Source organism: Pseudomonas sp. NFACC08-1, from assembly GCF_900106735.1.
GTDB lineage: Bacteria > Pseudomonadota > Gammaproteobacteria > Pseudomonadales > Pseudomonadaceae > Aquipseudomonas > Aquipseudomonas fluorescens_Q.
The window spans coordinates 242,387-263,226 of the sequence record NZ_FNNL01000002.1 but is presented as its reverse complement, the minus strand read 5'-3'; the positions used below and the strand labels follow the sequence as shown (position 1 = coordinate 263,226).

Below are 20,840 nucleotides of genomic sequence, written 5' to 3'. Positions count from 1 at the left end.
TCTGTCGGCAATCAACCGATGGAGCATGGGATGTCTGGCTGGGGTGGTGTGAGTTTGTGGATGGAGCAACTCGGCGAGGCGCTGACGCCGCGCCCGGCGTTGTATCAGGATCTGCAAGCAGACGTTGTGATTATCGGCGCCGGTTACAGTGGTCTCTGGGCGGCCTATTACCTTAAACAGCAAGCACCGCACCTGAACATCGTCATCGTTGAAGCACAGATTGCCGGCTTCGGCGCCTCCGGTCGCAATGGCGGCTGGTTGATGGGCAACCTGCTGGGCGAAGACCGGCTCCTGGGCCCACTACCTGCCGCGCAACGTCACGCAGGCTACCAACTGCTGCATGCAATCCCCGACGAGGTGGCGCGCGTGTGCCACCTCGAAGGCATCGATTGCGAACTGCGCAAAGGCGGCGTGCTGTACTGCGCGGCGCGTTATCCCGAGCAAGAACGGCGCCTGCGCGAACAGCTCGATGCAGTCCGCGGGCAAGGCCTGGGTGAAGACGACTACCGCTGGTTGAGCCCTCAGGCCTTGCGTGAACAGTTAAATGTGGCCCAGGCGTACGGCGCCCTGTACTCACCTCACTGCGCGACCATCCAGCCTGCAAGGTTGGTACGGGGCCTGGCCGAAGCCGTCGAACGGATGGGTGTACGCATTTACGAGCAAAGCCCGGTGCTCGACTGGAAGCCAGGCCAGGTCCGAACCGAGCACGGTCGGGTGAGCGCCGATTGGGTGGTGCCGGCGGTAGAAGGTTATGCCAGTACCCTGCCCCCGTTGAACAAGCATCAACTGGCCGCGCAAAGCCTGATCGTTGCGACTGAGCCGCTCCCGGCCGATGTATGGGCCGAAATCGGCCTGACCCGTGGCCAGGCGTTCAGCGAAAACAGCCGACAAGTCACCTACGGTCAGCGCAGCCGAGACGATCGCCTGGTGTTTGGCGCCCGCGGTGGTTATCGCTTTGGCGGTCGCCTGCGCAGTGACTTCAACCTCACTCAGGCCGAACGAGCATTGCGGCAACACCTGTTTAGTGAACTCTTTCCGATCTTGCGCAATGTGCGCCTGACCCATGCCTGGGGCGGCAATCTGGGGGTTGCCCGGTCCTTTCACCCGCACATGCTCGCCGACCGTCGCCAGCGGATCGCCCTGGCGGGTGGCTACGGAGGTGAAGGTGTAGGCGCCAGCAATCTGGGCGGCCGAACCGTGGCAGCGTTGATTCTTGGCCAGGACAACGAACTGACTCGCCAGCCCTGGGTGCTGGATGACCGTCCCCTGGCCTCGTTGCCACGATGGGAGCCCGAGCCTCTGCGCTGGCTGGGTTACAACGCCATTATCCAGAGCTTCGTTCACGAGGATCAGGTATTGGCCAACCTCCATGCGCCACGCTGGCGTCGCCGAATGGCTGAAGGGCTGGCCGGTTGCATGGAACGTCTGATGAAGTCCAAGGAGCCGTTTGCATGAAGATCGATCATTTTCGCGACACCGCCCGTTTGCCGCTCGGTGAGCCTGGCGCTGTTGGTGTACCGCTGGGCGAGCCGCTTTCACAGGTTGCCACGGCATGCGTCGAGCGCGACGACGGCGTCGAGGCCGGCGTGTGGGAATGCACCCCCGGCCGCTGGCGGCGCCAGATTGTGCAACAGGAGTTCTGCCATTTCATTCAGGGGCGTTGCACCTTCACCCCGGACGGTGGTGAGGCCCTACATATCCAGGCCGGCGACGCGTTGATGTTCCCTGCGAACACGGCGGGAATCTGGGATGTACAAGAAACCGTTCGCAAGAGCTACGTACTGATTTTCTGAACTGCCTTCATCCATAACGCCTAGAACAAAGGTTGAGGTCTCGCATGTTGAAGTCGATCTTTCCGTTACTGTTGATCGCGTCTACCGCTCAGGCAGCAGACACCGTCAGGATCTACAACTGGAGCAGCTACATCGCTCCAGATACCCTGCAAAACTTTACCACCCAGACCGGGCACCAGACCCAATATGACCTGTACGACAGCAACGAGGTGCTCGACGCCAAACTGATGGCCGGCCATTCAGGCTATGACGTGGTGTTTCCGTCCAACCACTTCATGGCCCGGCAGATCACGGCCGGCGCACTCAAACCGCTGGACCGCAGCAAGCTCCCGAACTGGCACAACCTCAACCCGACGCTGATGAAGGTTCTGGAGGCCAATGACCCTGGTAACCGCTACGGTTTTCCCTACCTGTGGGGCAGCACCGGCATCGGCTACAACGTGGCCAAGGTCAAGGCGGTCCTGGGCGATGTACCGATAGACTCGTGGGACATTGTGTTCAAGCCGGAAAACATGAAGAAACTCGCCCGATGCGGCGTGGCGATGCTCGACAATGGTCCCGAGATCCTTCCCATCGCCTTGAACTACCTTGGCCTGCCGCATCACAGCAAGGACAAGGCCGACTACGAGAAGGCGCAGGCCTTGCTACTCAAGGTGCGCCCCTATGTGAGTTACTTCCACAACTCCAAGTACACCAGTGACCTTGCGACGGGTGACGTGTGTCTGGTCGTAGGATTTTCCGGCGATGTGATGCAGGCCGCAGCGCGAGCCAATGAGGCCGGGAATGGCCAGCAGATCGCCTACGCCATCCCCAAGGAAGGCTCACCGATGTGGTTCGACATGGTCGCCATGCCCGCCGATGCGCCGAATGAAGGCGCCGGCTACGAATTTCTCAACTACCTGCTGGACCCCAGGGTCATGGCTGGCATCAGCAATCATGTGCACTATGCCAACGGCAACACTGCCGCCGAGGGGCTGGTCGACAAGGCCATCCGCAACGACCCGATGGTGTACCCGCCTGACAGCGTGATGAAAAAACTCTTTGTACTGGAGGCAATGCCATTAGAGAACGACCGGCTGCGCACACGGGTCTGGAGCCGGATTAAAAGCGGGCAATGAAACCTGTCGCCGATGAAGCAGACACCCGGATCATCGGCGACATCTCCCGGGTCTCATCAGCCCTCTCGCGCATCGGGCAGGCGCAAGCGATCTATTTCGTCAAAGAGATTACAAAAGACGTCCACCAGGAAAGGATCGAACTGGGTACCGGCTTGATCAGTGATGAAACGCCTTGAGCACTCGACATCCCAAGCCTGCTTATAGGCTCGAGGCATTCTTATGGCGTCATACACATCGCATATCGACACAATCCTTGCCGATAACGGGATTTCCTTGCCCCGCAATCCCTTTGGATAGCCGGTGCCATCCCAACGCTCATGATGCGACAGGGCAATTTCCGCTGCCAGGTCCGTCAACGGCGAACCCTCTGGGTCATGCAGGATTTCATAACCAATGCGGGCATGCTCCTGCATGATCACCCGCTCCTGCGGCGTCAGTGCTCCAGGCTTTTGCAGAATGGCATCTACAATGCCAATTTTTCCAACATCGTGCATCGGTGCAGCCATCCTCATGAGGTCACACCATTGAGCGGGCATGCCGATAGCCTTGGCCAACAAAGCCGCGGACTCGCCAATACGGATAATATGCTGCCCCGTGTCGTCATCACGATAGCTGGCTGCTCGACTCAAGCTGCTGCTGATCGCCTTGTAGCTGGAAGCCAGCTGGGCCGTGCGCAGCTCCACTTTGCGCTCGAGTTCAGCATTGACGTCGCGCAGCAGCTTGGCCGCCTGCGCCAGCTCCAGGCAATTACGCACCCTGAGCAACACTTCAGGAAGATCAATGGGTTTGGAGATGAAGTCGTTGGCGCCCCTTTCCAATCCTTTGCGCCTGTTCTGCTGATCACTCAAGGCCGTCACGATGATGACCGGTGACTCCGTGCGGTCACGTGTATTGAGGCGATCAAGGATCTCGAAGCCGTCGGGTGCGGGCATGTCCAGGTCCAACAACAGCAGGTCCCAGGCGTTCGCAAGCAACCAGTCCAGTCCTTTGGCAGAGTCGCTGAATGTGGTGATGTTCTGCAGGCCCACGGCTCGCAAGCATGAATCCAGAAGCCGGAGATTGGTGGCCACATCGTCGATAATGACGATCCTGCTTTGCGAATTTACTTTGGCAAACATACATCCGCCCTCCCCGTGGCGAGCGTCAAGACCAGACTACGAATACTCTGCCTCTCCAATGGAGAAGCGACGATGGCCTGGCATTCAAGGTGGCCAACCGAAGCGTGATCGACGGCCGCACGGACCACGATGATCGACATTGCAGTCGTTGGGATACTCGTGCGCAAGCCGCTGAAAAAAGTGTTCAGCACGGGTACAGGGTCGGTAGTGGCGACGATCAATACGCTGACCGCCGTGGCATCAAGCACGAGACTGGCATCGGCCAAGGTATTGACCCGATCCAACTCAAAATCGCCGATCAACGCCTCTCGAACCACGTCACCATCCTGAGGGTCGTTACTCACCAACAGGACGCGTGGCAAGGCTATCGTCGACACTTTGGACGCGTTCCCCGGCACAGGAAGCGCCGCCGAGCACATGTCGATCCAGAAGGTCGTCCCCCCTTCGACGTCGCTTTCGAAGCCCATGGTGCCGTGCATCAGGAGCGCCAGGTCTCGGCACAACACCAAGCCAATGCCAGTTCCCGGGATGGACGAGTTCTCTTTTCCCAAACGCTGGAAGGGCCTGAAAAGCTCGCCCTGCAAAGCCGGGGAAATGCCCATCCCGGTATCTGTCACATAAAGACGAAGCCTGGCTCCGTCCTCGACAACCGAAGCCCCCAGAGTGACGTCTCCACCGGGCCGGTTGTACTTGATTGCATTGGATAACAGATTGATCAGGACCTGCTTGAGGCGGCGCTTATCCGCCCAGACATGCCATGTATCCAGAGGAGCATTGATGTGCAAGGTCTGGCCATGCGCCGCGACTTGCTGCTGGACCAGGTCAGCGCAGTTGGATAACAGGCTTGCCACGTGTACGGGCTTGAGATCGAGCAGGGGTTTCTCGGCCTGCAAGCTGGAGAGATCAAGCAGATCGTCCACCAACTGCATGAGGTGCTCACTGGCTTTGATGATCTCCTGCAGGTTGGCCGTCTCTTCCAATGCCGGGGCAGGCGACTGCATGAGCCCCAACTGGGCAAACCCGTAGATCGCATTCAATGGCGTCCGCAGCTCATGGCTCATGCTGGAGATGAATTTGGACTTGGCGGTACTGGCGGCCTCTGCCTCCAGGGTTTTCTCCCGCAGATCCAACTGGGTCTGCTTGAGTGTCGTGATGTCGACACACGCCACGACCACGACACTGGAATCCTCCAGCCGGGAGGATTCCAGCGTACGGCCCCGGCAAAGGATCCAGATCAGCTTTCCATGCACGTCCCTGATCCGGAACTCCACTTCCGGCGCCACGCTTGCACTGCCCCTGGCCTCTTCCAGGAACTGGGTGAAGGTTTGCCGATCCTCAATGGGAATGCTCTGCAGCAATGTCGCCATGGGCACTTCATTGGCGGCAAAACCGAAGCGCTGGCACAGGGCACCCTTGAGAATAAAACGCTGCCGTTTCGGGTAGTACTCCCAGAGCCCTTCGGCAAAACTCTCCATGACCAACTCCAGACGTTGCTGTGTGGAGCTGCGAATGAACTCGGCCTGGGCCAGCTGCCTGCCCATCCCCAGTGCCTGGTTGGACATTGACCACAGTTCGGTGATATCGGAAGGACTTGCCGCTGGTTGCCAGTTACCCCGGCCGATCTCTCGCATCATGCGTGAGACCCCTTGCACCGGTGTGCTCAACTGGCGACTGAGGTCACGCGTACGCCACCACATGAAGGCAAAGAACAAGGCATAGAACACCACCAGCCCCGCGATCAACAGGTACCCCACATCGCGGTAATGACTGGCCAGCAGATTGGTTTCCTGCATGGCCGCGGCTTCGTCCACTACCGCCAACAAGAGCCAGCCGGTGGTGGGGATCCCACTCCAGGCGACCAGATGAGGCCGTCCATTCAACGTCAGCGCAACGATGCCCTCTGGATGGCCCGGCAAGTTCTTATTGAGACTGGCGAGGTCCGGATAACGAGTGAGGTTCAAATCCGGCGATTGCAAGCGCTCGTGATCGACAGGCTCTCCAGCGGGCTGGTTCTCGGCGGCTCGCAGGGAAAAATCACGTTGCCCCGCCTTGGGCACGGCCATGATATCGAGCTTATTGTTGACCAGCATCAGGTAGCCACCCCAAGGCATCTTCAACTGCTCGATTTGCTTCAAGATCCCGTCGACCGTTACATCGATCCCGGCTACGCCCTCCAGGAAGTCGCCGCTGTAGACCGGCGCAATGGCAGACATCATCCACCCCTGGCCGGCGGGATCCAGGTAGACATCCGTCCAGACTACTTTTTTATCAGGATTATGTTTTGCATCGGCCAAGTAGTAGAAGTTGTATTGGGTGATGTCCATATCATGTGGGTACTGCTCGAGCGTATTAAACCAGGGATAAATCCGGTTATAGCTGTCCCACGTATTGAAATAGATGCTGGCAATCAGAGGATCCCCGTCCTTCAACTGCTTCATCATGAAGTCCTGGTTCGCCAGCAGCGATATCTTGTAGAGGTCCTGCTTTTGCAGCGGGGTGACATTCGAATAATACGAGGCGGACGCCCCGTCGTTCGCTGCGCTGTAGCGGACACCATCGGCACTTACTGCAAGCGATGCCGCCACGGGAGGCTGGTTTTCGGTGAGTTCATGCTCAGTGGACTTGGCATAAAGACTGATCGCTTTGTGAACCTGCTCCAATTGTCCTTGCACCAACAGCGCATTCTGCTGAACCGATACCTGTATGTCGCGAGTTGCACTTTGATGCAGGTGCTCGATCTGGGAATTTCGAATGGACTGGTTCGTGATGAAGTAAGTGGTGATCAGCACGCCTTCTACCAAGACGAGCGGCAACAGGCTGGTACTGGCAAATGCCCGCCAGATCCATCTGCGCAAACTGACCCTCTTCTTTGAAGCTGCTTGCATAGGCACGCTCGTTGCGCTGGCCACACAATCAATATCACAATGACATCATTGTGGTCTTGTCCTTGATATCTGTCCAAGGGAACCCTGCTCCTTTCGTCCGCCCGGACAAAAAACCGTGAGCAGCCTTATGACCATAGTCGAACACTGGATTTTGCTCTCAAGACTTTAAGCTATGCTCAAGAGCGGGTTACCAGAGGATGGACGAATGGATTCAGCCATTGCGGTAGCAACACCGGACACGCAGGGTGCGGATGACGTGGGTGTCTTGTTGCTGGATGCCCAGGGGGCCCTGCTCATTATGGACGACTGCGCCAGCGGATTGCTGGGGCTAAGCGAGACCGCCGCATTCCTGGTTCCCTTGCCTTCCCTGTTTTCCCTCAAGCCGCTGATGTTTGAACAGCACATCACCCATGCCCGACTCAAGGGTAGCTGGCATTTCCAGGGCATGTCGGCCGGTGGCGACACGCTGAGTGTGAAGCTCGACTACAAAGCGCAACAATCCACCTACCTGGTAAAGATCCACCGCGCCGAACACATCCATCTTGCCGAACAGGATTATCGCTTGGCGTTCGACTCCGCCGGCACGGGCCTGGCCTTGTTGCGGATGAGCGGTGAATGGATCGCGGCCAATCGAATGCTGTGCCAGATGCTTGGCTACACCGAAGAAGAACTTCGCGCCACCTCTTTCCAGCGTTTGACGCATCCGGACGACGCCGACCTCAATAAGGAAGAATTGCACAGGCTCATCCAGGGACACCGCGCAAGCCTGACACTGGAAAAACGCTACATCCGTAAGGACGGCAGCACGCTGTGGGCACGCCTGACCGTGGGCATCGCCCGTAACGCTGATGCTGAAGCGCTTTACTTCGTATCGCAGCTGGAAGACATCAGTGAACATCTCGCCTTGCGCCAGGCATTGTTCAATAACGAACAGAAGTACCTCTCACTGGCCAAAAGCTCACAAAACATCATCCTTCGCTACAACCGGCTAGGACAACAGATCTATGCCAATCCAGAGCTTGAACGCGCCCGAGGTTTTCCCAACACTCATATCACCGAACGCGCCTCGACGCCCAATCAGCTCGACGAGTACTTTCGCACGCAGGTGGAACTCACGTTATCAACCGGCGTAGCGAACACGTTTCTGCTGGAAAACAAGGACTCGCATTCACGTCGTTCCATGGATTTCCTGTGCAACCTGACCCCGGAGCATGACGAAACAGGCAAGCTGTGCGGGGTGCTGGTCACCGCCCAGGATATCAGTGCGTTGCGCCGGCAGGAGCGCGCCGAGAATGCGCGCTCGGCCATTTTCCAGAAGATGGTCACCCACGACTCTCTCCTTGAGGTGCTGCCCCTGCTCGGCGCCTACCTGGATATTCTGACACCCGAGTTTCACAACGCCATGGCGTTCAAGGCTATCCCTGGCGACGACTCCCCTGGCGCGCCGCCTACGGATACGCCCTCGATTGCAACCTGCCTGGCCGAAGATCTCGATCGACATCCCGAGCTGTTCGAACACCATCGTTTCATCGCCGATTTGAGAAGCGATGCCTCGGGCTTCGCTTTCAGCCAGCCCGCCTTGCAGGCAGGCTACCGGGGTTGCTGGGTAGAACCGGTGATCAATAAGACCGGCGTCACGCTGGGCGCCATCCTGTTGTTCGTCGGTGACGACACCCCACTGAGCGAGCAGGACCGCAAGCATGCGCAAATGGCCAGTCATATCGCTGCCATCGCCTGGGAACGCTGCTCAGCCCACAGCCACCTGGCCCAAAGCGAACGTCGTTACCGCGAAGTCTTCGACCATTCACAAGACATGCTTTGCCTGCTCGCGGTGGATGCCGACCAGCAACTCAGTTGCCTGGAGGCCAATCCGAAGCTGTGCGAGATGCTCGCCAAGAGCCATTCGGACATGATCGGCCAACCGTTGGGCCAATGCTTGGAGCAAGAAGCCGCAAGTATTGTCGAGGCTATCTGTCTGCATTGCATTGCCGTGGGCGCGCCCATCGAACTGGATGCGCATCTGCCTTGCGGTCAGCGCTCACTCGTTGTGCATTTCAATCTGGTGCCCGTCGCCGATTCAAATGGGCACTTGCATCGCCTGGTATGCATTGCTCGCAACATCACCGATATCCGGGAAGCGCAGCGCAACGAACTGGCCCGGCAGCAGGAAATCGGCACACTGGTTGAGAACTCTCCAGATGGTATTGCACGCCTGAGTCGAACGGGTGAACTGTTGTTCATCAATCCGGCGCTGGAAACCTGGTTGGATCGCCCGCAAATCGACTTGCTGCACAAGGACCTGCTCGAAATCCTGCCGAAAAACCTGCAGAGCCAATTGTTCCATGCAGCCGTCATCGAAGCCGTGGAAAAGGGCCAGCCCCTGGAGCATGAGTATGTGCTCACCGAGCAGCATCGACTGCAACGCGTCTATCACATCAGCCTCGTTCCCGAGCAGGACATCCAGGGGAAAATTGCCACCGTGCTGGCGGTCGTTCGGGATATATCACAGCTGCGCCTGGCCGAACTGCGCCTGGCATCGCTCAACAAGCAACTGCGCCAATTGATGTCCAGCCGCGAAAGTGCGCGGGAAGAGGAACGCAAGCTGATCGCCCAGGAGATCCACGATGAGCTCGGGCAACATCTGACCGCAATCCGCATGGGCACTTCGCTGCTGCGCTTCCAGTACGGCGAACAACTGCCCCAGCTCAGTGAACAAGTCGCACGCCTGCTGCAACTGATCGACCAGACGGTGCAGGTGGTGAGAAATATTTCCACCAGCCTGCGCCCTTCCATCCTCAACATGGGTATCGCCGCGTCACTGGAATGGCTGACCGACACCTTCAAGCAGCAATGGGGCATCGACTGCAACCTGCAGATTCATCCGCCGACAATCCGCCTGGACGATGCCAGCGCAACCGCCGCATTTAGAATCGCCCAGGAGTCGCTGACCAACATTGCCCGGCACGCCGAAGCCACCCGGGTCAATATCACGTTTGAGCAAGGCGACAATGGCTGGTCGCTGGAAATCGCCGACAACGGCAAAGGCTTCGAGCAACGTGAACAATCGTCCAGGACCCTCGGCTTGCTGGGCATGCGCGAACGGGGCCTGACTTTGGGAGGGACCACCACCATCTCCAGCAGCATCGGCAGCGGTACTACCGTTCAATTGCGCGTACCTGTCTCAAGGAGTCACGACTCATGATCCGTTTAATGGTGGCCGACGATCACACGATCATGCGCGAAGGCCTCAAGCAACTGTTCGCGCTGGTCAAGGATTTTTCCGTGGTGGCGGAAGCGGAAAATGGTGCCCAGGTCCTGGAGTTGCTGCGCCACACAGACATCGACGTGCTACTGCTCGACATGACCATGCCCGGTTCAAGTGGCGAGGATCTGATCGGCCGTATCCACGCCCATTACCCCAAGCTGCCGATGCTCATCTTGAGCATGCACAATGAAGCCCACATTGCCCAACGTGCGCTGCGCGCCGGCGCCTCGGGCTACATGACCAAGGACCGCGACCCGGAAGCGCTGCTGGCAGCGATCCGCAAGGTGAGCACCGGCGCGCGCTATCTCGATCCACAACTGGCCGAGCAGATCGCCCTTCAGAGCAGCGGCGTAACGCCCGAAAGCGCTTCGCAGAGCCTGACCTCGCGTGAATTCCAGATCCTGCGCATGCTGGCTCAAGGGCTGAGCGTCAACCAAATCGCCGAACAACTGGTGATCAGCAATAAAACCGTCAGCACCCACAAGACTCGGCTGATGGAGAAGATGTGCTTTGCCACCAGCACAGACCTGGTGCGCTACGCCTTGAACGAAGGACTGGTCTGAAACGACGGCACGATCTCAGGGCTGATGTCCGCGAACGCCAAGGATGGCCGAAGCAATCTGCTCCAGTGGCAACTCGCGCTCGACCGCGCCCAGCTTGAAGGCCTCGCGTGGCATGCCATACACCACACAAGAGTCTTCATCCTGCCCCAGGGTCCTGGCGCCGGCATCGCGCATTTCCTTGAGGCCACGAGCACCATCATCGCCCATGCCCGTCATGATGATTCCAAGGGCATTGCTGCCGGCGCTGCGTGCGACCGAACGGAACAGGACATCCACCGAGGGTCGATGTCGGCTGACGGGAGGTCCCTGGACAATATCCACCTGGTACTGGGCACCGCTGCGCTTGACCAGCATATGGGTGCCACCCGGTGCGATCAGCGCCCGCCCGGGAATGATGCGATCACCCTGTACCGCCTCGCGAACCTCGATTTCGCAAACGTGATTGAGGCGCTCGGCGAATGCGGCGGTAAATTTCTCTGGCATGTGCTGCACCACGACAATGCCCGGACACACCCGCGGCAACCCTTGGAGTACCTGTTCCAGAGCCTGGGTGCCGCCAGTGGAAGTACCGATGGCAACGATACTTTCAGTCGTACGCGCCATGGCCACGGACGCAGGGGGCAGAATCGAGTCGGCACTGAGCCGGGGCGGCACCTCGACAGGCGCCGCGGCACCCACCAGGCGTCGCAGGTTGGCCTTCGCTGCGCCCCTGACGGCCTGGATCAGTTCGTCCGCGTTTTCAGTCAGGAACTGTCGCAGGTTGGACTGTGGCTTGGTGACGATACTGACTGCACCAGCCGCCAGCGCCTGCAAGGTGGTCTTGGCGCCCTTCTCGGTCAGCGTCGAACAGATCACCACCGGCGTAGGCTTTTGCGCCATCAGTTTTTTCAGGAAGGTAATGCCGTCCATTCGTGGCATCTCGACGTCCAACACGATGACGTCAGGCCATTGCCTGCTCATCTTCTCCATGGCGTACACCGGATCGGCGGCGACGTCGATAACCTGGATTCCACTGGCCTGGTTCAGGGCTGCACTCAGCACCTGGCGCACCACGGCGGAATCATCCACGATCAAGACCTTGATATCCGTCATATGGCTTTACTCTTGGGCGACTCGAATACTTTGCGTACCGAGTCGGCATGATTGAGTTGAAGGCATCCAGTGCCTACATCGAACACCAGGTGGCGATACCCCTGGCCACCGACGTGATAGGCCCGGCACTGCAACCCATGGTCCTGGATCAGGCTCCTGGCGGCATTGACGTTCTGTTGGCCGATCCCGGTAGCGTCACCGCGATACACCCCGGGAAACATGTCAGCCCCGCCAAAAAGACTCACTTCAAACTGCTCGGGCCGAGCGCCCGCCTGATGAATGCACTCGAACAACAGCAACAACGCATCCGTCGCGTAACGACCGTTCAGGTGTCCCGCGCCGCGCCCGCCCCGACGAGGCAACATGAAATGACACATGCCGCCCAACAAGCGTTGCGGATGCCAAAACACCAGGGCGACACAAGACCCCAGCACGGTACATAAGCGCATTTGGCGTCCTCCGAACGCCACATCACCGGGCTGCAGGAAATATTCGGTCACCTGAACCATCTCAAGCGTCCGGTTTGCGGTAGATAGAGGGTTTGACCAACTGCAATTCATCGCTGATGCCATTCAGGCTTTCCGAATGGCTCACGATGAAGTAGCCGCCTGGCCGCAGGTGTTTGCTCAAGCGCCTCACCACTTCAGACTTGGTCTGGTTATCGAAATAGATCATCACATTGCGCAGGAAGATCACGTCGAACTGCCCTACCGAAGGCAGCGCATTGTTCAAGTTGATCGAAGTAAAAGTAATCCGTGACGCCAACGCGCGGTCGACCATGAAAATGCCATTGTTGCAACCCACGCCCCTCAAGCAGTACTTGTTCAACAGCGCTTCGGGAATGCCGCGGATACCGTCCAGTGGGTAGCGTCCGCTTTGGGCTTTTTCCAACACCCGGCTACTGATATCGGAAGCGAGGATCTCCCATAGCCGGGTGCCCAGCCTGTCGGCCAGCACCATGGCCAGGGTGTAGGGTTCTTCCCCCGTGGAACAGGCACCACTCCAGATACGTACCGGGGCATTGCCACGAAGTTCGGGAAGTACCACGTCGCGCAGAAACTCAAAATGCTTGGGTTCGCGGAAAAAGTAGGTTTCGTTGGTGGTCAGCAAGTCCACTGCCATTTGCAACTCGGTCCGGTCCTTCATCAACAGGCGGTAATAGCTGCCGTAGGTGGTCAAGTTGAAAAACTGCAAGCGCTTGGCCAGGCGGCCGCTGACCAGCTGTTTCTTGGCAACGGATAGGCTGATCCCGGCGATTTCATGAATCATTGCTCGAAACTGCTGGAACTCGTTGTCGGAGAGCACGACGTTCATGGTCTTAGCCCGTCGGCATTGATGTTCGAAGGGAGCAGCGCCGACCAGTCCTCGCTACTGAGCATGTGCTCGATGTCCAGTAACAAGACGAAACGGTCACTGAGCTTGCCGATTCCCACCACAAATGCAGGACTAAGGCGGCCCTGGAGTGCCGGTGCCGGCTCGATCTGCTCGGCCGGTATCTCCAGCACTTCGCTGACTGCATCCACGATGATGCCCACCAGGCCTGCGCCGCCGCTGCCGTGGACCTCCAGCATGACGATGCAGGTACGTGGGTTTTCCAGGGTCTGGACGCCCCCAAAACACAGCCCGAGGTCCAGCACAGGAATGGCCGCTCCGCGCAGATTGGTGATGCCGCGAACCTTCGCTGGCGCCATCGGCAACGGCGTAATCGGTCCGTATTCGACAATTTCCCGTACGCACAGGGTGCCTACCGCGAACATCTCCTGGCCCACGCTGAAGGTCAGGTACTGTGGCGCTGCCGTCCCCGGGGCAGGCAGGCGCGAGGCAGATATGGACATGGTTCACTCCTAGGGATCCACCGTAGACGGCAGCATCCATCTCAAGACAACGTAGGCATGCCTGAGCGCTACAACTCAGTGCAACTGGCGAGCGATCTCACTGACACACAACACCTGGTCGATCTGAAGCACAGTCAGGAACGCACCTCGCACCTTGACCATCCCTCGAATGAAGTCTTCACGGATCCGGTTTCCGATCGCCGGAGCGGCCTTGATGTCGGCCAACTCGATTTCGATCACCTCGCTCACCGAGTCGACCACGATACCCAGCACTTGCGGCTCGTCTTCCTGAACCAGTTCCAGGATAACGATGCAGGTTCTGTTGCCTTGCTGCGTGGCGCCCTTGCTAAAGCGCGCCTGCAGATCGATCACCGGCACCACCGAACCGCGCAGATTGATCACTCCGCGGATAAAATCCGGCATCATCGGTACGCTCGTAACCTGGCCGTACTCGATGATTTCTCGCACGCACAAGGTATCGATCGCATAGACCTCCCTGGCGGATACAAACGTCAGGAATTGCAGGAATTCGCTGTCACACGGACTCTGCTGCGCATGCTCGAAATGGCTCAAGACTGCAGGTTCCATGTCTCAACTCCCGAAGCGAATGAAACCGCCTTCCTGGGCATGCTCACTGCTTTGCATGCCGCCCAGACTGGAGGAAGCGGCCCGTGGAACGGCGGAAACCGCAACCCGACCCTGCAAGGTGAAAAAGCCCATCAACTCTTGCAACTGCTCGGCCTGGCTACTCATTTCCTCGGCGGTAGCAGCCAGCTCTTCGGACGCAGAGGCGTTTTGTTGAGTGATCTGGCTCATCTGCGACATGGCGGTATTGATCTGCTCCGAGCCGATGGACTGCTCTTCGGATGCAGCGGCAATCTCCTGAACCAAATCAGAGGTCTTGGTAATCGAGGGCACGATTTCATCAAGCAAGTTGCCGGCCCGCTCAGCCAGGGCAACACTGTTCTTGGCCACCTGGCCGATTTCCTGTGCCGCGACCTGGCTGCGTTCGGCGAGCTTGCGCACCTCAGCGGCGACAACCGCGAAGCCCTTGCCATGCTCGCCGGCACGGGCCGCTTCGATGGCCGCGTTGAGCGCCAGCAGGTTCGTCTGGTAGGCAATCGAATCAACGATTCCTATCTTCTCGGCGATGGTTTTCATGGCCGAGACGGTGTCCTTGACGGCCTGTCCACCTTCGCTTGCCTCCTTGCTCGCCTTGCCGGCCATGCCATCGGTCACTTTGGCATTCTCGGTGTTCTGGGAAATCGACGCCGACATCTGTTCCATCGACGCCGACGTCTCTTCAACCGACGCCGCCTGTACCGAAGCCGACTGGCTGATGCTTTGGGCCGTGGCGGAAATCTCTTCCGAGGCACTGGACAGCGAATCGGCGGAACTGCGCACCTCGCCAATGATCTGCGAAAGCTTGCTCACCGTTTCATTGACCGCGTGCTTCAGGTCTTGCAGGCTGCCCTGGTAATCACCTTTGACGCTGCGGGTCAGGTCACCACCGGACAGGGCCACCATGACCTCCATCGCCTCGTTGAGAGGGGCAACGATGGAGTCCAGCGTGCTATTGATCCCCGCCACGATGCGGCGGAAATCCCCTTGATGGCGAGTACTGTCCGCACGGGTATCGAGCCGACCGACTACCGCATTCTCGCTGAGCATCTGGGTGTCTTCGATCAGCGCCTGGACGTTGCGGCGCAGTTGCTCGATGTTGTCGTTGATAAAGGCTTTTTTGCCCGGGAACTGGGCCAGGGGTGCCGACAGGTCACCTTCGCCGAAGGAACGTATGCAAGCCATGGCCTGTTTCTTCACGCTGATGTGACCATTGACCATGTCGTTGATGCCCTGGGCAATCTGACGGTACGAGCCTTGGAATCGCTGTACGTCGATCTGCACATCAATGTCGCCTTTCTCGTGCTCGTCCGACATGTGATGCATCTCTTCGATCAACGCCGTGATGGTGCTGCGAAGATGCTCGATGGTGACGTTAATAAAGGCTTTCTTGCCGGGGAACGCTTGCAGGGACGCCTGCAGGTCGCCCTCACTGATCGACTTGATGCAGGCCATGGCTTGCTTCTTGACGCTGATATGCCCACTGACCATATCGTTGATGCCTTGGGCCATCAGTCCATAGCTGCCAGCAAAGCGTGCCGCATCGATCTGCACGTCGATGTCGCCTTTATCGTGCTCTGCGGACATGTGATTCATTTCGCTGATCAGTTGGTTCAAGGTCCCGCTCAGCCGGTCCAGGGAGCCCATCAGCCCGGTACGTTCAGGGCCATTGTTGCCGCCCTGCACATCCAGTTGCCCGGCCACCAACCGCTCGGCCACCCGCCGGAGATCATCGGGCTCGCCACCCAATGTGTGGAGCAGCCGGCGTACCAGGAAGAAACCGAGCAAGCAGATGACCAGCAAGGTGGCGCCGCCGACCAACGCGATGCTGTAGATCGCCGTCTGTTCGGTCGATGCCGCGACCGCCGCATTCTTGCGCCCCAGGTCCAGGTTGTACTGACGGATATCGTTCAAGGCGGAAGTGACCTTTTCGCGCGTCACCTCCAGGTCGAGCAGCAGATTACGGGCTTCGGGGACGGCATTCTTGAGGGCATTATCGAAACGTTCCGTGCCTCGGTTATATTCATTGACCGTGCTGCGCAAGGCGCTGAGCAGCGTCGCATCATGATCATCGGAGACGAACTCTTTCTGGTAGCGATCCAGCGCCTGGAGCACCGTTTCCTTGTCGCTTTGCTGGGCACTACCGGCAGTTCCGGACAGACTCTGCCATTGCCGGCTGTGGCTGTCCGCCAGGGCCAGGGCCACGTGATCCAGCAACTGCAGGCTGGGCACTGTGTTGACTTGCGCATAGCTGGCCGTGCTCCTGACCCCGCCCATCAGGTAAAGACTGAGGCTGACCAGAATCAGGATGCCCAACAGGGCTGAGGCGACCAGCAGCGAGATATTTTTTTTGACGGTCATGATGCTGTACTCCAGGGAGAACTATTGAGTCAATTCAGGGCTGAGGGTCATACCGTGTTTCTGCCGGCTGGCGACTTGCCCGAGTAGTTTGGGAATATCCAGGATCAACGCTACTGCTCCGTTCCCCAGGATGGTGAAGCCGCCCAATCCATGGGCCGTACCGAAAATCTTGCCCAGCGGCTTGATCACCGTCTGGAACTCTCCCAGCAATTGATCGACGACCAGGCCCACCCGCATCCCCGCGTAATGCACGACCACGATGTTTTCACGGCCATGGTTAGGCTCGTCGATGGCAAACATCTCGCGCAGGCGCAGGACTGGAAGAACCGAGCCTCGCAAGTCCAGGAAGTCCTGACTGCTGCCGTCGTCGGTCGACAGCTCGATGCACTCCTCGACCAGGTCCAGCGGCACGACATAAGAGGCATTGCCTACCCCGATCAGAAAGCCATCGATGATGGCCAGGGTCAGCGGCAGGCGGATACGCACCGTGGTGCCAACCCCCTCCTCGCTTTCCAGATTGACCGAGCCGCGCAGGGCGACGATGTTCCGTTTGACGACATCCATCCCCACGCCGCGTCCGGACAGGTTGCTGACCTGGTCGGCGGTGGAAAAGCCGGGCTCGAAAATCAGATTGAGAATGTCGCTGTCGGGCAACTGTTGCCCTTCGGCGACGAGACCGCGTTCCATCGCCTTGGCCAGGATGCGTTGCTTGTTCAGGCCACCACCGTCGTCGCTGACTTCAATGACGATGCTGTTGGCCTCGTGATAAGCGTTGAGGCGAACCGTGCCCTGCTCCGGCTTGCCACGGTCTCGGCGCAATTGGGAAGATTCGATGCCGTGGTCCATGGCGTTGCGCACCAGGTGGGTCAGGGGATCGCCAATGCGTTCGACTACCGTCTTGTCCAGCTCGGTCTCGGCGCCGAGTACTTGCAAGGCAATGTCCTTGCCCAGTTCCTTGGAGACATCGCGCACCACCCGCTGGAAGCGGTTGAATGTGCCGCCGATCTGCACCATCCGCAGGGTCAGGGCGCAGTCACGCACCTCCTCGACAAGACGCGAGAGCGAGCTGGTCGCTTCAATCAACTCGCCAATGCCGCTTTGGATGGCCCCCAGATTGGCGCCAGCGCCGGCGATGATCAGCTCGCCCACCAGGTTGATCAATTGATCCAGTTTTCCGGCGTCGACCCGAATCAGATTACCTTCGGCCGGACGGGCCTCTTTTGCCCCCCGACTCTTGGTGACGTCCTCGCGGGCTGCCTGGTCTGGTGCCACGGGGGCAACCGCAATGGCTGTCGACTCGCCAGAAGAAGGACTGGCCAGCCAGGCCTCACGGGTGACGGAACCACAGGCGATGAAGGCCTCGACCATGGCATCGGGCTCGGCGTCGAGACGACCGATCAAAGCCCGCAAGCCGGTCAGGTCACCGTTGCACGGCAACACGCAGATCTGACTGCCCTCACGAACGAAGTCGAAGGCCCCTTCAATGGTGGCCTGGTCGGCGTCACTGACAAACCCCAGCTCAAATCCCAGGTAACACGTTTCCGGATCCATCGCCGAGATATCCGGCATGCCCTCGGTGATGCACACGACCGCGCTGATCTGGCCGAAACTGTTGAGGTAACGCAACAACGACAGCGGGTCCATACCGTTGCGCAAAACGTCGGGACACAGGCGAAGGGAGATATGCCAATGCATGACGCAAGTCGATTGCAGCGGTTCGAACGTTGCCAGGGACTGCACCGGTTCCGGACTGGGTTCCAGGTAGCGGTTGAGACGCTCGACCAACGCCGCTCCCAGCCGCTCGTGCTCTGCGGTCATGCCTTGCAGGTCGCCGTGGCTGGCCAGCAATTCAATCAGCGTGCACAAGTGGTCCCGCACGTCCAGGAACAAGGCACTCAGCGATTCGTCCACCCGCAGTTCATGTCCACGGACCCGATCCAGCACGCTTTCTGCCACATGGGTAAAGGCAACGATCGGCGTGAAGCCAAACAGGCCGGCAGAACCTTTGATGGTATGGGCGACGCGAAACAAGGCGTTGATGGTGTCGACATCATCCGGCGCCTGTTCGATCTGCAGCAACGCCTCCTCCATCAGGAGCAAAAGCTCCTGGCTTTCGGCGATGAACGTTCGTAGCACGTCGTCCAGATTCATGGGCGAACTCATGGCTTCAACCTCTCTGCTGAAGGGCCGGAGCCGACTGGTCGAAAAAGCTGTGCAACCCACTCATGTCCAGTGCATCAAGCACCGCCGTACTGTGGTTGCTCAGCAGCAGGTTGGAACCATGGCGCAGCGACTCCTGTTTGATCAGCACCAACAACTGGAGCCCGGCGGTATCCATTTCGTCCACGCCGCCCAGATCCATTTCGACTTCCTGAGCCAACGGAAACAGCTCCAGCAACAGGTCTTTGCGTTCGGCTGCGGTGTAAATGGTCAGCGGCCCTTCGAGAACCAGAATCCGACGCAGACAAGCCGTGGTGTTTGTCATGACAACCTCCTTTCCAGGGACTCTGGGCGGTGCTACGGCATGATCAGTTTGGAGACGGCACCGAGCATCTGCGCCGGTTGGAAGGGCTTGACCATCCAAGCCTTGGCACCGACGGCCTGGCCCTGTTGCTTCATGGCCTCTCCGGTTTCGGTGGTCAGCATGATCACGGGCGTGAACTTGTAGGCCGGCAGTTGTTTAGCGGCCTTGATGAAGCTCAGGCCATCCATGTTCGGCATGTTCACGTCACTGACAATCAGGTGGATCTTGCGTCCGTCGAGCTTGGTCAGGGCGTCACGACCGTCAACACCTTCGATGACCTCGTATCCGGCGCCCTTCAAGGTGATGCTCACCACTTGGCGAATGGAAGCAGAGTCATCGACAATCAGGATGGTTTTGCTCATGGGGAAACTCCCTAGAAAAAAGTGATCTCGGATGAAGTACTGCTCACCACAGGCTTACCGTGATGGATCGCATGCTGTTCAGGCATGGTGTAGGTGCTTGCCAATTGCTCAAGCCAGGCATCCGCGATGATCGGGGCCGGTGCGCCGCCGGCGAGCGCGAATTGCTGGCGTTCGACGATATGCCCGTGCAGCTTGCCAAGGTCGTTGTTGACCAGGGAAAGCATCTGGCCGACTCGATCCTGGAACTGCAGGGCGACCAGTACCCCCGATATCTCGGTGGCAACGTTTTCGCTCTGCTGCTGAAGACTGCTGCTGGTATCGACGATGGCCTGGGCGTTGTGCCGGAAGTGCTCGATCACCTGGGACACCAATTGCTCTGAATGAGCCAGGGTTTGCGAATCCTGCTGCGCCTGGTGCTGGGATAGCTCGACGGTGCGAGAGATGGCAGCGTTGACGGCATTGACCGTTTCGCTGATTTTCTGCCCCGTCCCCCCGGATAAACTGGACAGTTTGCGTACCTCATCCGCCACTACCGCGAAGCCGCGTCCGGCATCCCCTGCCCGCGCCGCTTCAATAGCGGCGTTGAGTGCCAACAGATTGGTCTGCTGGGCAATATCACCGACGAACTTGGCCATCTCCTGCAATTGAGAGGTGAAATCGGAAAGGAGCATTACCTCCTTGAGTTGCGACTCCTTGCGCAAAAGCGCATCGCGAAGGGCAACCATGATCGAGTCCAGGTCCCGCTGGCCGACTTCAAGAATTTCCAGCAACCGCGCGCCCGAACTCTGGTCCGCGCCGTGGGAAGCAGAAGCACTGATGTCCCCCGACAGCGTCGCGAAACGGCTACTCAGCTTGAGGATCGACTCCTCGCTGAGGATGCGCGCTGCATCGATCTGGTGTCTCCAGATCGGCAGTACCTGCGCGCATACCTCGCCCAATCCTTCATCCGGCGAAGCGGTCAGCGCAACGTGAAGTGGCTGATCGTCGCCTTGCTCTGCGTGCGGCCGATTGCTCAATAAACGCAGGCTCCACACCCCCATCAGCAACGCGCCGAGCAAGACCAGTGCACAACTGGCTGCATTGCGCAGACTGAAGTCCGTGCTGACCAGAATCGCGACACACCCGAGCACTCCCGTCAGTCCCGCGGGGAGCATCAAGATCAGGGGGGAAGAAATTGCCTGTCCTTTCACCTTCATCTCTCCAGTTCAGTGCGGATCCGACGGGACCCCGCGCAAGACATCCACCCTTGGGATGCCTGGTTTTGTTGACTTGGAGAGATAATGGCCAAGTGATGGCGGCGAAA

Annotated in this window: 15 protein-coding genes and 3 pseudogenes; 5 read left to right on the top strand and 13 right to left on the bottom strand. The window is 58.9% G+C overall.

What is annotated here, in order from left to right; translation table 11 throughout:
- The first annotated feature begins 30 nt into the window (after positions 1-30).
- Genes BLU76_RS04930 through BLU76_RS04920 form a run of 3 tightly spaced genes read left to right on the top strand, consistent with a single transcriptional unit; the run spans position 31 to position 2,911 of the window.
- Positions 31-1,455, top strand: a complete 1,425-nt coding sequence (locus tag BLU76_RS04930; protein ID WP_092221701.1) for an NAD(P)/FAD-dependent oxidoreductase — start codon at positions 31-33, stop codon at positions 1,453-1,455.
- A complete protein-coding gene (locus BLU76_RS04925; protein ID WP_092142294.1) occupies positions 1,452-1,793 on the top strand; it encodes a cupin domain-containing protein in 342 nt (113 codons plus the stop codon). Before BLU76_RS04930 ends, BLU76_RS04925 begins: the two co-directional genes overlap by 4 nt.
- A gap of 44 nt (positions 1,794-1,837) precedes the next feature.
- On the top strand, positions 1,838-2,911 hold the full coding sequence (locus tag BLU76_RS04920) for a polyamine ABC transporter substrate-binding protein (RefSeq protein ID WP_092221699.1): 1,074 nt from the start codon (positions 1,838-1,840) through the stop codon (positions 2,909-2,911).
- A 56-nt stretch (positions 2,912-2,967) separates the two neighbouring features.
- Here BLU76_RS04920 and BLU76_RS04915 read toward each other — a convergent pair whose 3' ends face one another.
- On the bottom strand, positions 2,968-4,029 hold the full coding sequence (locus BLU76_RS04915) for an HD-GYP domain-containing protein (RefSeq protein ID WP_092142299.1): 1,062 nt from the start codon (positions 4,027-4,029) through the stop codon (positions 2,968-2,970).
- Positions 4,014-6,914, bottom strand: a complete 2,901-nt coding sequence (locus tag BLU76_RS04910) for a sensor histidine kinase (protein WP_092221697.1) — start codon at positions 6,912-6,914, stop codon at positions 4,014-4,016. The genes BLU76_RS04915 and BLU76_RS04910 overlap by 16 nt, the downstream gene beginning before the upstream one ends.
- Before the next feature lie 205 nt (positions 6,915-7,119).
- Between BLU76_RS04910 and BLU76_RS04905 the strand changes: the two genes are divergently transcribed.
- Together BLU76_RS04905 and BLU76_RS04900 are read left to right on the top strand one after the other, a co-directional pair.
- A complete protein-coding gene (locus BLU76_RS04905; RefSeq protein ID WP_256572642.1) occupies positions 7,120-10,116 on the top strand; it encodes a sensor histidine kinase in 2,997 nt (998 codons plus the stop codon).
- Positions 10,113-10,742: a response regulator gene (locus BLU76_RS04900; protein WP_092221693.1), complete on the top strand. Its 630-nt coding sequence runs from the start codon at positions 10,113-10,115 to the stop codon at positions 10,740-10,742. Before BLU76_RS04905 ends, BLU76_RS04900 begins: the two co-directional genes overlap by 4 nt.
- A 15-nt stretch (positions 10,743-10,757) precedes the next feature.
- Here BLU76_RS04900 and BLU76_RS04895 read toward each other — a convergent pair whose 3' ends face one another.
- The 11 genes and pseudogenes from BLU76_RS04895 to BLU76_RS32175 form a co-directional block, all read right to left on the bottom strand.
- Positions 10,758-11,834, bottom strand: a complete 1,077-nt coding sequence (locus BLU76_RS04895) for a protein-glutamate methylesterase/protein-glutamine glutaminase (protein WP_092221690.1) — start codon at positions 11,832-11,834, stop codon at positions 10,758-10,760.
- Complete coding sequence (locus BLU76_RS04890) at positions 11,831-12,283, bottom strand: chemotaxis protein CheD (RefSeq protein ID WP_086936772.1); 453 nt, start codon at positions 12,281-12,283, stop codon at positions 11,831-11,833. Before BLU76_RS04890 ends, BLU76_RS04895 begins: the two co-directional genes overlap by 4 nt.
- Positions 12,284-12,344: 61 nt before the next feature.
- A complete protein-coding gene (locus BLU76_RS04885) occupies positions 12,345-13,148 on the bottom strand; it encodes a CheR family methyltransferase (RefSeq protein ID WP_092221688.1) in 804 nt (267 codons plus the stop codon).
- Positions 13,145-13,669 (bottom strand): chemotaxis protein CheW, encoded by a 525-nt coding sequence (locus BLU76_RS04880; RefSeq protein ID WP_063321781.1) that lies wholly within the window; start codon positions 13,667-13,669, stop codon positions 13,145-13,147. The genes BLU76_RS04885 and BLU76_RS04880 overlap by 4 nt, the downstream gene beginning before the upstream one ends.
- 75 nt (positions 13,670-13,744) lie before the next feature.
- On the bottom strand, positions 13,745-14,257 hold the full coding sequence (locus tag BLU76_RS04875) for a chemotaxis protein CheW (RefSeq protein ID WP_092221686.1): 513 nt from the start codon (positions 14,255-14,257) through the stop codon (positions 13,745-13,747).
- 3 nt (positions 14,258-14,260) lie between these two features.
- Positions 14,261-15,097, bottom strand: a pseudogene (locus BLU76_RS32185) (methyl-accepting chemotaxis protein); the annotation flags it as partial.
- A gap of 12 nt (positions 15,098-15,109) precedes the next feature.
- Positions 15,110-15,781: pseudogene (locus BLU76_RS32180) on the bottom strand (HAMP domain-containing protein); the annotation flags it as partial.
- 891 nt (positions 15,782-16,672) lie between these two features.
- Complete coding sequence (locus tag BLU76_RS04865; protein ID WP_092221682.1) at positions 16,673-18,802, bottom strand: chemotaxis protein CheA; 2,130 nt, start codon at positions 18,800-18,802, stop codon at positions 16,673-16,675.
- 16 nt (positions 18,803-18,818) lie between these two features.
- Positions 18,819-19,136, bottom strand: coding sequence for an STAS domain-containing protein (locus BLU76_RS04860; protein ID WP_063321785.1), 318 nt, complete (start codon positions 19,134-19,136; stop codon positions 18,819-18,821).
- A 32-nt stretch (positions 19,137-19,168) separates the two neighbouring features.
- On the bottom strand, positions 19,169-19,537 hold the full coding sequence (locus BLU76_RS04855) for a response regulator (RefSeq protein WP_013692986.1): 369 nt from the start codon (positions 19,535-19,537) through the stop codon (positions 19,169-19,171).
- 11 nt (positions 19,538-19,548) lie between these two features.
- Positions 19,549-20,157 (bottom strand): annotated as a pseudogene (locus tag BLU76_RS32175) (methyl-accepting chemotaxis protein); the annotation flags it as partial.
- Between the last annotated feature and the right edge of the window lie 683 nt (positions 20,158-20,840).

Coding starts and splice junctions, on each gene's coding strand:
- BLU76_RS04930 (WP_092221701.1), top strand. CDS start 31: ATGTCTGGCTGGGGTGGTGTGAGTTTGTGGATGGAGCAACTCGGCGAG.
- BLU76_RS04925 (WP_092142294.1), top strand. CDS start 1,452: ATGAAGATCGATCATTTTCGCGACACCGCCCGTTTGCCGCTCGGTGAG.
- BLU76_RS04920 (WP_092221699.1), top strand. CDS start 1,838: ATGTTGAAGTCGATCTTTCCGTTACTGTTGATCGCGTCTACCGCTCAG.
- BLU76_RS04915 (WP_092142299.1), bottom strand. CDS start 4,029: ATGTTTGCCAAAGTAAATTCGCAAAGCAGGATCGTCATTATCGACGAT.
- BLU76_RS04910 (WP_092221697.1), bottom strand. CDS start 6,914: ATGCAAGCAGCTTCAAAGAAGAGGGTCAGTTTGCGCAGATGGATCTGG.
- BLU76_RS04905 (WP_256572642.1), top strand. CDS start 7,120: ATGGATTCAGCCATTGCGGTAGCAACACCGGACACGCAGGGTGCGGAT.
- BLU76_RS04900 (WP_092221693.1), top strand. CDS start 10,113: ATGATCCGTTTAATGGTGGCCGACGATCACACGATCATGCGCGAAGGC.
- BLU76_RS04895 (WP_092221690.1), bottom strand. CDS start 11,834: ATGACGGATATCAAGGTCTTGATCGTGGATGATTCCGCCGTGGTGCGC.
- BLU76_RS04890 (WP_086936772.1), bottom strand. CDS start 12,283: ATGCGCTTATGTACCGTGCTGGGGTCTTGTGTCGCCCTGGTGTTTTGG.
- BLU76_RS04885 (WP_092221688.1), bottom strand. CDS start 13,148: ATGAACGTCGTGCTCTCCGACAACGAGTTCCAGCAGTTTCGAGCAATG.
- BLU76_RS04880 (WP_063321781.1), bottom strand. CDS start 13,669: ATGTCCATATCTGCCTCGCGCCTGCCTGCCCCGGGGACGGCAGCGCCA.
- BLU76_RS04875 (WP_092221686.1), bottom strand. CDS start 14,257: ATGGAACCTGCAGTCTTGAGCCATTTCGAGCATGCGCAGCAGAGTCCG.
- BLU76_RS04865 (WP_092221682.1), bottom strand. CDS start 18,802: ATGAATCTGGACGACGTGCTACGAACGTTCATCGCCGAAAGCCAGGAG.
- BLU76_RS04860 (WP_063321785.1), bottom strand. CDS start 19,136: ATGACAAACACCACGGCTTGTCTGCGTCGGATTCTGGTTCTCGAAGGG.
- BLU76_RS04855 (WP_013692986.1), bottom strand. CDS start 19,537: ATGAGCAAAACCATCCTGATTGTCGATGACTCTGCTTCCATTCGCCAA.